Source organism: Clostridioides sp. ZZV15-6388, assembly GCF_020657755.1.
Taxonomy (GTDB): domain Bacteria; phylum Bacillota; class Clostridia; order Peptostreptococcales; family Peptostreptococcaceae; genus Clostridioides.
This window is the reverse complement of the sequence record NZ_JAGWCU010000044.1, coordinates 1-16,544: the sequence shown is the minus strand read 5'-3', so window position 1 is coordinate 16,544 and position 16,544 is coordinate 1. Positions and strand designations below refer to the sequence as shown.

At 27.6% G+C, this 16,544-nt stretch carries 13 protein-coding genes and 1 riboswitch; of the genes, 4 read left to right on the top strand and 9 right to left on the bottom strand.

The window, feature by feature from the left end; translation table 11 throughout:
• Positions 1 to 74: 74 nt before the first annotated feature.
• A complete protein-coding gene (locus KGF48_RS18120) occupies positions 75 to 1,451 on the bottom strand; it encodes an NCS2 family permease (RefSeq protein WP_227840072.1) in 1,377 nt (458 codons plus the stop codon).
• A gap of 93 nt (positions 1,452 to 1,544) precedes the next feature.
• Positions 1,545 to 1,647: riboswitch (purine riboswitch) on the bottom strand.
• A gap of 266 nt (positions 1,648 to 1,913) precedes the next feature.
• Here KGF48_RS18120 and KGF48_RS18115 point away from each other — a divergent pair.
• Positions 1,914 to 3,260: an MATE family efflux transporter gene (locus KGF48_RS18115; protein WP_227840073.1), complete on the top strand. Its 1,347-nt coding sequence runs from the start codon at positions 1,914 to 1,916 to the stop codon at positions 3,258 to 3,260.
• Positions 3,261 to 3,323: 63 nt separating this feature from the next.
• Entirely contained in the window at positions 3,324 to 4,718 is a 1,395-nt protein-coding gene (locus KGF48_RS18110) for an SLC13 family permease (protein WP_227840074.1), read from the top strand.
• 129 nt (positions 4,719 to 4,847) lie between these two features.
• On the opposite strand, the gene fsa is transcribed toward KGF48_RS18110, so the two are convergent.
• Positions 4,848 to 5,522, bottom strand: coding sequence for a fructose-6-phosphate aldolase (gene fsa / locus KGF48_RS18105; RefSeq protein ID WP_227840075.1), 675 nt, complete (start codon positions 5,520 to 5,522; stop codon positions 4,848 to 4,850).
• 286 nt (positions 5,523 to 5,808) lie between these two features.
• Here fsa and KGF48_RS18100 point away from each other — a divergent pair, with 286 nt between their 5' ends.
• Positions 5,809 to 6,573 carry a DeoR/GlpR family DNA-binding transcription regulator gene (locus tag KGF48_RS18100; RefSeq protein WP_227868401.1) on the top strand — a complete coding sequence of 255 codons (765 nt, stop codon included), beginning with the start codon at positions 5,809 to 5,811 and terminating at the stop codon, positions 6,571 to 6,573.
• Positions 6,574 to 6,846: 273 nt separating this feature from the next.
• On the opposite strand, the gene KGF48_RS18095 is transcribed toward KGF48_RS18100, so the two are convergent.
• From KGF48_RS18095 to KGF48_RS18070, 6 genes are all read right to left on the bottom strand, one after another.
• On the bottom strand, positions 6,847 to 7,068 hold the full coding sequence (locus tag KGF48_RS18095) for a hypothetical protein (protein WP_227434761.1): 222 nt from the start codon (positions 7,066 to 7,068) through the stop codon (positions 6,847 to 6,849).
• Positions 7,069 to 7,495: 427 nt separating this feature from the next.
• Entirely contained in the window at positions 7,496 to 8,773 is a 1,278-nt protein-coding gene (locus KGF48_RS18090) for a sensor histidine kinase (RefSeq protein WP_227829420.1), read from the bottom strand.
• A complete protein-coding gene (locus tag KGF48_RS18085) occupies positions 8,757 to 9,425 on the bottom strand; it encodes a response regulator transcription factor (RefSeq protein WP_227434765.1) in 669 nt (222 codons plus the stop codon). The genes KGF48_RS18090 and KGF48_RS18085 overlap by 17 nt, the downstream gene beginning before the upstream one ends.
• A gap of 155 nt (positions 9,426 to 9,580) precedes the next feature.
• A complete protein-coding gene (locus tag KGF48_RS18080) occupies positions 9,581 to 12,079 on the bottom strand; it encodes a heavy metal translocating P-type ATPase (RefSeq protein ID WP_227868400.1) in 2,499 nt (832 codons plus the stop codon).
• Positions 12,080 to 12,389: 310 nt separating this feature from the next.
• Positions 12,390 to 12,581: a DUF1450 domain-containing protein gene (locus KGF48_RS18075; RefSeq protein WP_227829422.1), complete on the bottom strand. Its 192-nt coding sequence runs from the start codon at positions 12,579 to 12,581 to the stop codon at positions 12,390 to 12,392.
• A 117-nt stretch (positions 12,582 to 12,698) separates the two neighbouring features.
• Complete coding sequence (locus KGF48_RS18070) at positions 12,699 to 12,941, bottom strand: hypothetical protein (RefSeq protein WP_227840078.1); 243 nt, start codon at positions 12,939 to 12,941, stop codon at positions 12,699 to 12,701.
• Positions 12,942 to 13,155: 214 nt separating this feature from the next.
• On the opposite strand from KGF48_RS18070, the gene typA reads away from it, so the two are divergent.
• The gene (gene typA / locus KGF48_RS18065) at positions 13,156 to 14,979 is read left to right on the top strand and encodes a translational GTPase TypA (protein ID WP_227434769.1); all 1,824 of its coding nucleotides are present in this window, start codon (positions 13,156 to 13,158) and stop codon (positions 14,977 to 14,979) included.
• Between the two features lie 93 nt (positions 14,980 to 15,072).
• On the opposite strand, the gene trxB is transcribed toward typA, so the two are convergent.
• On the bottom strand, positions 15,073 to 15,981 hold the full coding sequence (trxB, locus tag KGF48_RS18060; protein WP_227840079.1) for a thioredoxin-disulfide reductase: 909 nt from the start codon (positions 15,979 to 15,981) through the stop codon (positions 15,073 to 15,075).
• Between the last annotated feature and the right edge of the window lie 563 nt (positions 15,982 to 16,544).

Below are 16,544 nucleotides of genomic sequence, written 5' to 3'. Positions count from 1 at the left end.
AGAGCTGTAACTTCTTCTCAAAATAGATTAGAAATTACAGCTCTTTATTTTATTAAATTTTTAAATAATGTCTATTATAATAGCCAAAGTTTTATTATAAATAATATAGCAAGAACAATCATTACTACTGAAACATGTTTCTTGTCTTCAGCCTTTTTAGCTCCAAATATGTTGTAAAATACATTTACAAAAACATAAGTTAATATACCTAGAGTTAAACCATCACCTATACTATAAGTTAATGCCATACAAGCAATAGTAACGAAAGCTGGAACACCTTCAGTTATATTGTCAAACTCAATATCCTTAACTGTACCAAGCATTAAGTATCCAACATAAATTAAAGCTGGTGCTGTAGCACATGATGGAATTGCTATAAATACAGGAGAGAAAAACATTGCAACTAAGAATAAAACTCCAACTGTTACTGCTGTCCATCCAGTTCTACCACCTGCAATAACCCCTGTTGAACTCTCAACATAAGTTGTAACTGTAGATACTCCAAGCCCTGCACCTACTGTAGTTGCAACTGCATCTGTAAGTAATGCTCTACCTACATTAGGAACATTTCCTTTTTCATCTAGCATATTTGCTTTAGAGCAAACCCCTACTAATGTACCTACTGTATCAAAGAAGTCAACAAATAAGAATGTACAAACTATTACAAAGAAACCACCTATGTTTGTTGGATGTAATACATATCCTAAATCTATTTTACCTGCTATTGGTGCTAAACTTTCAAATTTGAATATTCCGCTAGGTAAGTATATACCTAATTTTTGTGCATATTCTGGATTCATAAATGCAAATCCCCAAGCAAGTAATGAACTTACCACTATTCCAAAAAGTATAGAACCTTTAACTCTTTTTTTATCTAATACTGCTACAATTATTAATCCTATGCAAGCTATTATTACTGCTGGAGTAAATTTCCCCATCTTTATAAGAGTAGCTTGATCTCCAATTACGATTCCACAATTAACTAAACCTATAAGTGCAATAAATATACCTATACCACCTGTAACAGCAAGTTTCATATTCTTTGGTATTGCATTTACAACAGCTTCACGAACTCCACTTACTGATAATATTATAAAAATGATACCTTCTACAAATACCGCTGTAAGAGCTACTCCCCAAGGAACACCCATTTGTAAGACTACTGTGTACGCAAAAAATGCATTAAGACCCATACCTGATGCTAAAGCAAAAGGAAGATTAGCAACCATTCCCATTAAAATACATCCAAATGCTGCTGCTAGACATGTCCCTGTAACAAGAGCACCTGCTGGCATCCCTGTTGCTGATAAAATGTTTGGATTTACAGCTATTATATAAGCCATAGTTAAAAAAGTAGTTACACCAGCAATTACTTCTTTCTTCATGTCGACATTTTTATTAGTCAAAATTGGAAAAAGTTTCTGCATGGCACTACTGTTTGTTGTTTGCATAACAACACCTCCTATTAAATTTTACAAAAAAACGACACAGTAACTAATAAGCTGAGTCGTATCCTTCATAATTTAGTTAAATAAATATTTATTTAACTAAATAATAGTATACATAGTCAGAATATTTACGGTATTCCGGTAGAAACTTATGACCCGTATTGTCAAAATTATATGTTATACAATATAAAACATGAATTTTTCTTTACGAATATTATTTTAATTTATATAGTTAATTTTGTCAATATATGCGTATATATTAGAATAAATTTGTATTAATATTCGATTATATTAACTGTTAATTTGCTATATCTACGTCATACTTATATTCTTTACATTTTTACAAAATATATGATTATTTAATACAATTTATTTATAGTAGGGACATAAAGTTTATGTTAAGATTATATTATATTTATTATAGCAACTTGATAATTAATAATTTTTAAATTTGGAGGAATAAGGGTGAAAGATTTAACTACAGGTCATGAGGGAAAATCTATATTCTTTTTTGCTATGCCTATGCTTATTGGTAGTTTATTTCAACAACTATACAATACTGCTGACAGTATCATAGTTGGTAGATTTATTGGTAAAGAAGCTATGGCTGCAGTCTCAGGTGCTAATCCTATAATGTTTTTGCTAGTAGCAATGCTTATGGGTGTTAGTCTTGGTTTTTCTATTTTAATTTCACAGTTTTATGGTTCAGGAGATTTAAAAAAAGTAAAAGCTACTATTGATACTACATATATACTTTTATTTATTGGCTCTATATTAATAAGTGTTATTGGAATAGTATTTGGAGGTCCTATGCTTAAGCTTATGAATACTCCAGAATCAGTTTTTAATCAGTCAAAACTATATCTTACTATAATATTTGGTGGAATCTTATTTTCTGCTGGATACAATTCAGTAAGTGCAATACTTAGAGGACTTGGAGATTCAGTAACTCCACTTTATTTTTTAATAATAGCCACAATTTTAAATATAGTTTTAGATTTAACTTTTATTGTAGTCTTGAAAATGGGAGTTGAAGGCGTTGCACTTGCCACTATAATGGCTCAAGCAGTATCATTCATAATTAGCATAATATATTTAAATAAAAAACACGAAGTACTTAAATTTAAGATTAAAGGAATTATATATGATAATAAAATATTTAAAGATGGTCTTAGATTAGGACTTCCAAGTGGAGTTCAACAGATGTTATTTTCAATTGGCAACATGGCTCTTCAATTTTTAGTTAATAGTTATGGTACATCTGCTATGGCAGCTTTTGGAGCTGGTCTTAGAATAGAAAACTTTATAAGCTTACCTATCATGAACCTTGGTTCTGCTGTTTCCACTTTTGTTGCTCAAAATATAGGTGCTGGAGAAAGTGAAAGGGTTAGAAAAGGAATTCGTGAATCTATAAAAATGACTTTAATTCTAGCAATTGTAGTCGTTGCCTTAATCTTATTATTTAGAGAGAACTTAATTTCTTTATTTAATACTGACAAAGAAGTTATTAAAATTGGCTCTTCTTACTTATTTATAATAGGACCTTTTTTCTTATTTATTGGTACTTCCTTTGTACTTTCAAGTGCAATGAAAGGTGCTGGTGATTCTATGTTTGCTCTGATGAGTTCAGTCGTATCTTTATGGCTTGGAAGAATTCCTGCTTCTTATTTATTTTCTAGATTATTTGGAACAGATGGAATTTGGATGGGTATCCCTTTTGGTTGGACTTTAGGTCTTATTGTTACAGTCATCTATTATAAAAAAGGGTATTGGAAAACTAAAGCTATTGTAAATCATAGAATTAATGAATAATCTTTTAATAAAATGTATTCACCTTCATTATGATATAATAAATTATGGAGGTGGATACAAAAAATGGATATTATTCTTAAGCCAAAACAATTTTGTATGACTATTATGGTTACTATAATTCTTTACTTCTTTCTAAATTATAGTTTCAATATAAAATTTTCTATATGCTTATCTTTTTTAACTATCTTAATATGGGCTGTAGACTCTGTTGAAAAAACTGTAGTTTCACTAGTCTTTGTAATATTAGCTTTTATTTTTAATATTGCACCTTTGAGTGTTATTTTACAATTTTTATTTACAGAAAATTTTTATATAATAATCCTTGCTTACATAATTACTAATGCAGTTGCAAAGACAGGTGTTGCAAAAATTATTTCTGAAAAATTAATTTTAAATACTGTAGATACCCCTAAAAAAATGATTTTTTTATCATATATTTTAGGTGTATTATTAATATTTTTCATACCACAACCATTTCCAAGAGTCATTCTTGTGTCCGCCTTTTATAAGGAATTTTTTAAAGAACAACACTTAACTGAAGATTCAAAATCTATACTTCTGTTCAGTATATTTACAGCATCTACATTTACATCAATGTTTTTTGTAAATGGAGATACTCTTTTAAACTATGTAGTCCTAGAACTTGGAAATTGTAATATAAACTGGAGTCAGTGGGCTTTTTATATGTCTGTTCCAACTATAATTACTTGTTTTATAACTTATTTTTTATTTATATTTGTTTTTAAAAAGGAATTGTCTTTAATAAAATTTGTTTCTTGTGATAATCTTAATTCTAGTAAATTTCAATTTTCCTATTCTAATCTGAAAAAAGAGTTTCATTTATTAAGCGACGAACAAAAACACGTATTTTTATGTTTAGGAATAATGTTTTTTATGTTTTTAACTCAGTTTATTCATAATTTAAATACATTAATTATAATGTCTATTTGTGTACTTCTTTTGTTGTTAAAAAGAATAATTGGTTTTAATACTTTAAAAGAAATAAATTGGAAAGTTCTTATTTTTTTTATAGCAGCGTTTTCTATTGGAGGAGTGTTAAAGTACTCTGGAGTTGTTGATATAATGGGAAACTATTTAATAAAATTAATTCCAAACTCTTCAAAAACTATTTCAATATTATTTTTAATAACCCTGACAATAGTATTGAATATATGCCTTGGAAGTGCTGTCACTACATCCTCTGTGGTGATACCACTACTTGGAAGTTTACATATATTAAAAGAAAATAGTATTGTTCTTTGCCTTTTTGTTTATATTGTAGTAAGTATACAATACATACTGCCTTTTCATCATGCAACAATAATGGTTGGACATGGTGAGAATCTATATAATAGTAAGGTTATTTTTAAGTATGGTTTGACTTTAATTCCTTTAACCTATTTTGTAATAATCTGTATAACATTCCCTTGGTGGAGATTTATAGGTCTAGAAGTTTAACAAAGATGAAAATATGAATTTTCTTTTTAATAATTTAGAATATTATTATCTTAAGTTAATTCATATTTTCATCTTTTTTATAAAAATCTATTTATAAAATTTCATAAAAACTAACTTTTTATTCTCAAATTAGATGTTATTTGTTTTGCTACCTTTTCCAAAAGTATTTTCCCAATCTTCTATAAATTTATCAACACTCCAATCTGTCAATGGGTGATTCATCATGGATTTACAAATATCATATGGTACTGTAACACTGTGTACTCCACACTTCATTAATTCTATAACCTGTTGTGCATTTTTAAAACTAGCAGCAAGTACCTTTGTATCCATATTATAAGTATCTATTATTTTTATAAGCTCTGAAACCACAGATACACCATCACCAGATATATTATCAAGTCTGTTTACATAAGGTGCAACATAGTTTGCCCCAGCTTTTGCAGCTAAAAATCCCTGATGAGCAGTAAATATTGCAGTAGCAGTTATTTTTATTCCTTTTTTATGAAGGTCTTTTATAGCTCTTAAACCATCTTGTGTTACAGGTATTTTCACATATATTTTTTCTCTCAAACTACTTATATATAATGCTTCTTCTAATATATCTTCATACTTTGTACTTAATACTTGAGCATGTATAGGCATATCCTCACCTATAATTTCACCAATCTCACTTATAAGTTGCTTAAAATTCTTTTTTTCTTTTGAAACAATACTTGGATTTGTTGTTACACCATCAACTGGTAAATAAGTACATAGCTCTTTAATCTCCTCTATATTACCTGTATCTAAGATTAGTTGCATTAAAATATCCCCCTTTAAACTTTATTTTTTTATTTTATTTATTCTTATTATATATTGGTTTGATATCATTTTCAACTTTTTTGTTATTGTTTTTTCTGTTTTTTTATTGTTTGATTTTGTTGCATATTTTTATAATTTCTTTATTTATTAAGTTTTAAATAGACTATTAAGAAGAATATACTTTTTATATTAAATTAATTTTGTATTCTATGTTAAAATAGTTGATATTTTATCTTTTATCTTATAATATTTACTATAATACTATATTTAGGAAAAGAGGTAAAAGATGTTTGCAGAAGAAAGGATTCATGCTATATTAAATATCCTAAAAAAAGAAGGAAGAGTTACTGTAAAAGAACTCAGTTCAAAATTTGATGTTACAGAAGATTGTATAAGAAAAGATTTAAAAAATATAGAAAAAATTTCTTCAATACGAAGAATTTATGGTGGAGCTGTACTAGTCAGAGAAACTCTTGAAAACCAAGATACAAAAGATAGAAAAGAAATTAATATACCAACAAAAAAAATAATAGCAGAAAAAGCATTTAATCTAATTACAGATAGAGAAACTATATTTTTAGATATATCTACAATCAATATATTGTTGGCTAAACTTTTAGCTGAAAGCAATAAGAAAGTAACATTGGTCACAAATATGCTAGATATACTAAATGTAGTTACTTCAAAGCCCAATAATTTAAATGTAATTTCTACTGGTGGTTTATTAAATCTTAGCCTAGATGGATTTGTTGGAACTCCAACAATAGAATTTATATCAAGATATAAATTTGATAAAACGTTTATGGGCAGTTGTGGTGTAGATGTATTTAATTCTTCTCTTACAACATTTGAAATTGAAGATGGACTTACAAAAAAAGCTATAATAAATTCAAGTAAAAAAGTATTTATAGTTATGGAAGATAAAAAATTTAAACTTGATGGAAACTTTAATTTTGCTCATTTAGAGGATATTAGTTCTATAATTACAGAAAAATCACCTACTCCTGATATAGTAAATACTTTATCAGAATTTAATGTGAATGTTTTATAAACCTAATGATATATTTTGCAAATAGATTCAAGAGATAAACTATTATTTTGTAAATATCCTTAAAAACCTTAATTATATATGATTACAGTAATAATCAAATTCAATATTTAAAATTTTAAAATTAACATGATTTAAATATAATATATTTGAAATAGACCTTCTAAACATAATACAGTTATTTTTAGAAAGTCTATTTCTTCTATAAAACCTTTTATAGTCTTTTTTATCTAAAAACTACTATTGACAATAGTACCTAAATCTATAGACAAAGCTTTATTTCATTTCATCTTTCATTTGCTTTTCTAAATCTTTTGCAAATTTCTTTTGCTCATATCTTTCCATCATTTCATCTTTCTTCATTTCTAGGTTTACCATAGCACCTTGAGCATCATCTTTTAAGTCTTCAGCAGTATTTTTCATTACATAAGCTGTCTTTTTAGCACCTTCTTTTAAATCTTCTTTCATGTTTTTCATATCTCTTTTAAGTCTATCCATCAAAACTACCTCCTCTGTAAATATAATACTTCCTACAGTTATTTTTCCCAAAATGTATATATTTATTTACTCTATCAAGTATAATTTTTAAGTTATTAAATCTGAAACTCCTACACCTAAATGTGTAGGGTTCTTAGGTAATTTAAGACTATCTGAATATATAGCTTTTAATAAAGATTCCCTATTTTTCGTTTTAAAATAAAAATAACATCAAGCATATATACTTTACGCTCAATGTTATTTCTTAAATTCATTGTATTTAATTGTTGGGAATTACTATAATGATGATTTAATTGGAGGATGTTAAGTTATATCATCATTATAGCTTGGTGTTATTTTATGGTTTAAAATTTTTTTATTTCTATTTACATAATACATTTTTAGTATGAATTTTTTGTGATTTTGAAATGAACTATTATTGAAACTTCTAATTTTTGAACTCAACTGTAAATACTACAGAGTTTTCCTTATTTTTTATACTATATTCAAACCCATGAGTTTTAAAAATTTGACTGACTATATAAAGACCCAGTCCACTTCCTCCAGTTTTTCTTGAACGAGATTTTTCTATTCTATAAAACGGATTAAATATCTCTTCTAAGTAACGTTTCTCTATAGTTACACCAGTATTTTCAATTTCTAAAATAACTCTTTGATTAGAAGTTTTTTTGTTTATTCGACTGTTTTTATCATAAAGTCTAATTATAAGCTCTGAGCCTTCAGGAGAATATTTTATAGCATTATTTATTATATTATTAATTGCTTTAGTTATTCTCTCTTGGTCTGCCTTAATTTCTAGGTTTTCTTCTATTTGCAAAATAGTTTTCATATGTTTTTCTTCTATTAAAAATACTTGTCTTTTTACCAATCTATTTAAAAGTTCACTTATATTTATAGATACTAGTTTTAAATCTTTTTCTAGTATTTCTGATTTTGAAACCTCTATCATCTCATTTACTAAATCTTTTAGCTCTTGTGTACATTCATATGATTTTTTCAAGTAAGTATCCCTATCTTTATACTTACCTACACTATAAATCATTCCTTCAATTTGACCACTTATTATGGTTATTGGAGTTTTTAATTCATGTGATATAGTTGCAACAAAATCCTTTCTTCTATATTCCTGTTCTCTTTCACTCTCTATTATATTTATAAGAGGTTTTGTTATTACGATTGAATATATATATGCTCCAATAATTGCTATTAATATCGCTATTGATATAATGTATGGCATTAACTTTCTTATGACTTCATTTGCTTCATCAATTGGCTGTAATGGCATAACAAGTTCTAAACTATATGGTCCGTCTTTTGAGTCTTTTGTATATATAGGTATAGATGTTCTATACTCATCTTCAATACTATTAATCATATACTTACTATATCTTAAAATAACTACTTCATTTTTACCATATACAATTTTTCCTTGGTTATCTTTTAATAAAATAGCAAGGTTTTGGTCTTTAGCCATATAATAAAGTCTTTCTTCTAAAGTATATGTATCAAAGTGAATTGAACTATCTACTAGAGACTTTAAGCTTTCTTGAAGAGACTCAATTTTATACTCATGATAATATGATGGCAATAAAAAATATAAAATTAGGTATATTATTAAAGCTAATGCTATTAATAATGATGTTGTTATGGAAAATAATTTATACTTTATACTTAATTTTTCCCACTTATCAAATATCCTTCTCAAGTGTATATCCTATTCCTTTTACAGTTTTAATATATGGTAATGATATTTTTTTTCTTATATTTTTTATATGTGCATCAACAATTCTAGTATCTCCATAATAATCATAACCCCATATACTATCTAAAAGACCTTCCCTAGTTATAACCTGTGGATATTTTTCTATCAAAGCTTTCAATATATTAAATTCTTTTAATGTAAGTTCTATAGGCTCTCCATCTATCTCAGCAATATATGTGTTTAAATCTAACTTTAATTTTTCAAAAACTATAAACTTATCATTTATCGTTTTGTTGCTTCTTCTCAAGATAGCTTCTACTCTTTTAATGAGAAGATTAAATGAAAATGGTTTTGTTATATAATCATCGCATTCTAAATCAAATCCCTTAAGTTGATCTCCTTCATCGTTTAAAGCAGTCAAAAATATAATTGGAACACTTGATGATTTTCTTATCATTTTACAAACTCCATAACCATCTAAGTTTGGCATCATTATATCTAATATTACTAAGTCATAACTTCCTTGCTTAAATTTTTGTATACCTTCTAATCCATCATTTGCTGACTCGACCTGATAGCCTTCTGCACTTAAAAACTCTGATATTAATTCTTGTATGTTTGAATCGTCTTCGATTACAAGTATTGACGAGTTCATCCTATCAATCCTTTCTATTTTAAAATTTCCTATATTACTTATATTTTATCTCATTGTTGTGAATTTTACATGAAAAAAGAGCTATCTTAATTTGTAAATTAATCCTTTTAATTAAAGATAGCTCTTTTAAATACATTTTTGCTTAATTTATTGTTCTAATTTTTTTTATATGCTTTGAAATTTTTAAGTCTAAGTGCATTTGAAACCACTGAAACTGAACTTAAACTCATAGCTGCTGCTGCAATCATTGGATTTAAAAGAGGTCCTCCAAAGATATACAATAATCCTGCTGCTACAGGTATACCAATTGTATTATATCCAAATGCCCAAAATAGGTTTTGCTTTATATTTTTTATAGTTTCATTACTAAGTTTAATCGCAGTTGGAACATCCATCAAATCACTCTTCATAAGCACTATATCTGCAGACTCAATTGCTACATCTGTTCCACTTCCTATTGCTATGCCTATATCAGCTTTTGCAAGAGCTGGTGCATCATTTATTCCATCTCCTACCATTGCAACAAACTTACCTTGATTTTGCAATTTTTCAACTTCTTTTGACTTATCTTCTGGTAAAACCTCTGCTAATACCATATCTATACCTACTTGACTTGCTATAGCATTTGCAGTTTTAACATTATCTCCAGTTACCATCGCAACTTTTATTCCCATATTATGAAGAATATCTATTGCCTTTTTACTACTTTCTTTAACCACATCTGCAACTGCAATTATCCCTGATAAATTTCCATCTACAGCAATATACATAGGTGTCTTACCTTGACTTGCTAGTATATTAGATTTTTCCTCTAAATCTTTAAGGTTGATATTATTGTCGTTCATAAGTTTTCTATTTCCAAGTAATATATTTTCATTATTTATAGTAACTTGTATACCAGCACCTGGTATAGCTTTAAAGTTATCAACTTTTTCAATCTGTATATTTTTATCTTCTCCATATCTAACTATTGCTTCTCCTAGAGGATGTTCTGAACCTTTCTCTGCACTTGAAGCAATCTTAATTAGGTATTCTTCTTCCACATTATTTAACACAATATCTGTTACTTTTGGTTTTCCTTCTGTTATTGTACCTGTTTTATCAAATATTACTGTATTTACTTTGTGAGCAGATTCTAGTGCTTCCCCACCTTTTATCAGTATTCCATTTTCTGCACCTTTTCCAGTTCCAACCATTATAGCAGTTGGTGTAGCCAATCCTAATGCACAAGGGCAAGCAATTACAAGTATTGATATGAATATAGTAAGTACAAATACTATATCTTTTCCACCTACTAAAAACCACAATAATGATGAGACTATAGCTATTGCAATTACTATTGGTACAAAATATCCAGAAACAGTATCAGCAAGTTTAGCAATAGGTGCTTTTGTCCCCTGTGCATCTTCAACTAATTTTATTATTTGAGCAAGAGCTGTATCTCCACCAATTTTTTCAGCTTTAAATTTAATAACACCATTTTTATTTATACTAGCACCTGTAACTTTACTTCCAATATTTTTTTCTACTGGTATACTTTCACCTGTAAGCATAGATTCATCAACTGATGTATATCCCTCTATTACAACTCCATCTACTGGTATTTTAGTCCCTGGTTTTACTAGTATTATATCTCCTATTCCAACTTCTTCTATAGGAGTCTCTATTTCTTTACCATCAACTATTACTATTGCAGTTTTAGGTTGTAGCCCCATAAGTTTTTTAATTGCTTCTGATGTTTTTCCTTTTGATTTTGATTCTAAATATTTACCAAGTAATATAAGTGCTATTATTATTCCTGCGCTTTCATAATACAACTGATGATGGTGCATACCCTGAATTTGTCCATTTGCTATTTGTATTGTTGTGTATAGACTATATAAAAATGCTGCCAATGTACCAATTGCAACTAAAGAATCCATATTAGGACTTAAAGAAAAAAGTGCTTTAAAGCCATTTATATAAAATTTATATCCAGCTATCATTACTGGTATTACTAAAATCAATTGGGCTAATGCATAATTTAGAGTATTTGTCATGGGATTTAGAATTTCTGGTAAAGGCCATGGTCCTATAGGTTTTATTATCATAGGACCCATTGCTATATAAAACAAAGGTACTGCAAATACTATTGCAACTATGAATTTAATAAATAAAGTATTCATTTCTTTTTCTTTTCTTACTTTATCTTCATCTACATCAACTTTGTTTTTTACTTCTTCTATTGGTTTATAACCAGCTTTTTCTATAGCTGCTTTTATCTGAGATAGTTTTACTTTTGATGGATTATAGTCTATATTAGCTTTATCTGTTGCAATATTTACACTAATACTTTCTACTCCATCCAATTTTTTTACTACTCTCTCTACAGCTTTTGCACAAGCTGCACATGTCATTCCATCAATTTTCATATCAATTTTTTTATTACTTTCTTCCTTTATAATTCCATATCCAGCTTTTTCTACAACTTGTTTTATATCATCAAAGCTAACTTTAGAATTATCATATTCTATCTTAAGTTTTTCAGTAGCTATATTTACGCTTTGGTCATATACTCCATCTAATTTCTTAGTTACTCTTTCTACCGCCTTTGCACAAGCTGCACATGTCATACCTGTGATTTTATAATTTTCTACTATTTTATTTGAACTCATAATAAACTCTTCCTCTCTTTCAATATATTTTCAATTAATTTGTATGTTTTATCTTGATATGTAATATTGATAAATTCTTTATTTGGAAATCTATAGTATTTATTATACCCCCTATAGGTATATTTAATCAATATTTTTTTAATAAATAAATTTAATTTAGTTATATTTATCTGTATTTAATAGAAAAGTATACTCATAATTAAATATATACATAAAAAGAGAGCACATAAATTGCTAAATACTTACTCAATTTATATGCTCTCTTTTATATAATTTATTTTCTACTGTAGTTTTTTCTTACATGTATATTTTATTTCTTACATGCTTCAAAAAATTCTTCCTCTGTTTCTTTTATTTCAAGCTCATTATCTATTATTCCTACAGCTTCCTTTTTAAATGCTCTACATTGACCTATACAACCAGTCTTCACATTTTCTTCTCCAACTAAAGTTTTTAACTTATTTACATCCACATTTGAACAGTTTGGACATACTCTTATCATATTTAAGTTCCTCCTAATTAATGTCTAATTAATACTGTTATACCCAAATATAAGTTTTATAAATTTTTTTTTATAATAAATTATTTCCATGTATTCCAATTTATATCAATTTTATTATTACATGTATGGAGGTATCTGTTGTTTTCTTACTATCTCCAATTCTTTAACTTCTATAAGCTTAACTACATTTACTTTATAGTTTTCTTTAGATTTTATATATAAAACATCTTCTTCTATTTTTTTACCCTCAATAAACTTTTTAGACCATCTTAAAAGTTCATCAAAATTATCTACTTCTTCTTTTATGAAAGTATCACTTTCACTGTTAAAATATTTAATGATTATTTTAGTTGCTTCCAATATATATCATCCTCTACTTTTAAATTAGTATTTTCATTTATAAATTTATTATTTGTCTAAAAAAATTTTTTAAACAAAATAAATTTATATATTTGAAATCAACATTTTTACCTAATTTAAATTATATTAATGCATTTTAATCTATTTTTCCTTGTACCTAATAATATATTGTGATATAATTAATAAGTTATTTTAATCGAAGGGAGCAACAAAAATGTCACAAAAACATAAAATTATAAATATCGCAGTTATTGCCCACGTTGATGCAGGAAAATCAACACTAGTTGATGCTTTCCTTTCTCAAAGTGGTGTTTTTAGAGAAAATGAAGTAGTTAAAGACTGCGTTATGGACAGTAACGACCTTGAGAAAGAAAGAGGCATAACTATATATTCAAAAAACTGTGCAATAAACTATCAAGACTATAAAATAAATATAGTTGATACACCAGGACATAGCGACTTTTCTTCTGAAGTTGAACGTGTTATGAAAACTGTTGACACAGTTATTTTACTAGTTGATGCAAGCGAAGGCCCAATGCCTCAAACTAGATTTGTTTTACAAAAATCTTTAGAGTTTGGTTTAAAACCAATACTATTTATCAATAAAATTGATAAAAAAGACCAAAGAGCGGAAGAAGTAGTTAATGAAGTTTTCGATTTATTTGTAGACTTAAATGCAACAGACGAACAATGTGAGTTCCCTATAATATATGGAATAGCTAAACAAGGTATAGCTAAACTTGAAATGGATGATGACAGTGAAGACCTATCTCCACTATTTAAAACTATTGTAAATCATGTTGAAGCTTATCCTGATTACGACAATGAATCTCTACAATTCCAAATATCAGCTCTTGCATATGATGATTATGTAGGTAGACTTGGTATAGGTAGAATCTATAAAGGAACACTTAAAAGCAACGAACAAGTTGCTATTTGTAGAGAAGGTTCTGTTGTATCTAGAGGAAAAGTATCAAGACTTTCTGTATATGAAGGTTTAAAACAAGTTGAAGTGAATGAAGCTACTAGTGGAGAAATAGTTGTTATATCTGGTATTCCTGATATATCTATAGGAGAAACTCTATGTGATTTAGATAATCCACTTCCTATGGAAATGATAAAAATAGAAGAACCTACTCTTTCTATGAACTTCTTAGTAAATGATTCTCCATTTGTTGGAAAAAGCGGAAAATTCGTTACAACTAGACATTTAAAAGACAGACTTGAAAAAGAACTTGAAGTAAATGTAGGACTTAAAGTTGAACCTCTTGATACTACTGATGGGTATAAAGTTTCTGGACGTGGAGAACTTCACTTATCTATACTTCTTGAAAATATGAGACGTGAAGGTTATGAAGTTGGTGTTTCTAAGCCTGAAGTTTTAATGCATAAAGAAGATGGAAAATTAATGGAACCAGTAGAAAGAGTTATTGTAAACTGTCCAGAAGTTTATTCAGGTACTATTATAAATGAATTGAACATGAGAAAAGGTATGATGGAGTCTATGTCAATAGAAGGAGACTATGTAAAAATAGAATTCTTAGCTCCTACTCGTGGTCTTTTAGGATATAGAAGTGAGTTTATAAATGCTACTCGTGGAGAAGGTACTCTAGTTCGTTCATTCGAAAAATTTGAAGAATTTAAGGGTGAAATACCTTCAAGAGGAAATGGTGTCTTAATAGCACAAGGGCCTGGTGTTACTATGGGATATTCTCTTAATGCTTTAAGTGATAGAGCTACAATGTTTGTAGACCCTGGTGTAGAAGTTTATGAAGGTATGATAATTGGTATGAATTCTAGAAAAGATGACATGGTAGTTAATCCTTGTAAAAACAAGAAAATGAGTAACGTACGTGCTTCTGGTTCAGATGATGCTATAAAATTATCACCTCCTAGAATATTCACTCTTGAGGAAGCATTAGAATTTATAGAAGATGATGAATTAGTTGAAATTACACCAGATTCTATAAGACTTAGAAAAAGATTATTAAATGAACATGATAGATTGAGATATAATAAGTCTAGACAAGGTAAATAAATTATAATATCTATTTACTAAAATAGCCATATAATACTTAAAGATATATTTTCTTTATAGTGTTATATGGCTATTTTTATTTAAAAGCTATATTTATTCAATATTTATATAGTTAGCAGCTTGAACAGCTGCAATAGCACCATCTGAGGCTGCTGTTATTATTTGACGTAAAAACTTAGTTCTACTATCTCCTGCTACATATACACCTTCAACTGATGTTGTACAAGATTCATCTGAAACTATATACCCACCTTCATCTAACTCAAGAACATTTTCAAATATTTTATTGTTAGGCTTAAGTCCTATAGCAATGAAAATACCACTTACATCTATAGTTCTTTTCTCCTCAGTTTTTAAGTCTTTTACTTCTATTCTTGATACTGTCTTTTCACCTTCTATTTTTTCTACACCATGACTGTAAAGTATCTCAATATTTTTTCTTGCCTTCACTGACTTTTCTAATACTTCTTCACCTCTAAAATCATCTCTTCTGTGAATTAAGTACACTTTTGTACAATTATTAGCTAAAAATAAAGCATCTTCTAATGCAGTATTTCCTCCACCAACTATTGCAACTTCTTTATTCTTAAAAAAGGCTCCATCACATGTTGCACAATAAGATACTCCTCTACCTGTAAACTCTTTTTCTCCAACACATCCTAATTTACGTCTTTCGACTCCATTTGCAAGGATAACAGCCTTTGCTTTATGCTCTCCTGATGCTGTTTTAACAATTTTTACTTTACCTTCTAAATTTATCTCTTCTACTTCATCAAACTGAATATCAACACCCTGAGCGACTGCTTGATTATATATGTTAGTAGAAAACTCTATACCAGAAATTTTTTGAACTGCTGGATAATTTTCTACCTCAGATGTACTTGCAACTTGACCTCCATAAATATTTTTTTCAAAGACTGTTACACTTAAACCAGATCTCATAGCATAAATTGCTGAAGTTAAACCTGCTGGTCCAGCACCAATTACAATAATATCTACCATGACAATTTACCTCTCTTTATATTATTATTTCTTATATATTATTCTCATTATTATTATACTTTACTATTATTATCCATATATACTATAAACAAAACATTATTTTTTGTTAGTTTATAGAAAAGATTAATTTGAAAACTGATAGCTATAAATAAAACATCATTTTTTATATATTAACTTTATTTAATAAATATATAAAAAAACTGTAAATAAAAAGTAATTTTTACTTACAGTTCTACTTATTTATATAATTTAAAACCTTATTGGTTATCATTTACAGTGTCTTCTAATATATTGCTTTCTGATATATATGATAGAATTGAAAGTCCATACATAACCAAAACTAATGCTGCTGTTATAAGTACTATTCCCATATTTAATACCTCCTTTTGTTTACAGTATACTCTTATTATGTGAAATACTTGTGAATTTAATTTGAACATATTTGTAATTTTACAATAGTATTTTTTTCAAATTAAAAATTATATACTTTGATTAAGTCAATTACAATTAATTGTTTAAATATTAACGCTATTCATCTATATTTATATGATATACCATATAAT

What these genes read in the sequence shown, in the direction of transcription:
- KGF48_RS18120 (WP_227840072.1), bottom strand. Translation starts at nt 1,451, where the DNA reads ATGCAAACAACAAACAGTAGTGCCATGCAGAAACTTTTTCCAATTTTG.
- fsa (WP_227840075.1), bottom strand. Translation starts at nt 5,522, where the DNA reads ATGCAACTAATCTTAGATACAGGTAATATAGAGGAGATTAAAGAGCTA.
- KGF48_RS18085 (WP_227434765.1), bottom strand. Translation starts at nt 9,425, where the DNA reads ATGAACTCGTCAATACTTGTAATCGAAGACGATTCAAACATACAAGAA.
- KGF48_RS18110 (WP_227840074.1), top strand. Translation starts at nt 3,324, where the DNA reads ATGGATATTATTCTTAAGCCAAAACAATTTTGTATGACTATTATGGTT.
- KGF48_RS18095 (WP_227434761.1), bottom strand. Translation starts at nt 7,068, where the DNA reads ATGGATAGACTTAAAAGAGATATGAAAAACATGAAAGAAGATTTAAAA.
- KGF48_RS18080 (WP_227868400.1), bottom strand. Translation starts at nt 12,079, where the DNA reads ATGAGTTCAAATAAAATAGTAGAAAATTATAAAATCACAGGTATGACA.
- KGF48_RS18100 (WP_227868401.1), top strand. Translation starts at nt 5,809, where the DNA reads ATGTTTGCAGAAGAAAGGATTCATGCTATATTAAATATCCTAAAAAAA.
- trxB (WP_227840079.1), bottom strand. Translation starts at nt 15,981, where the DNA reads ATGGTAGATATTATTGTAATTGGTGCTGGACCAGCAGGTTTAACTTCA.
- KGF48_RS18075 (WP_227829422.1), bottom strand. Translation starts at nt 12,581, where the DNA reads ATGATAAGAGTATGTCCAAACTGTTCAAATGTGGATGTAAATAAGTTA.
- typA (WP_227434769.1), top strand. Translation starts at nt 13,156, where the DNA reads ATGTCACAAAAACATAAAATTATAAATATCGCAGTTATTGCCCACGTT.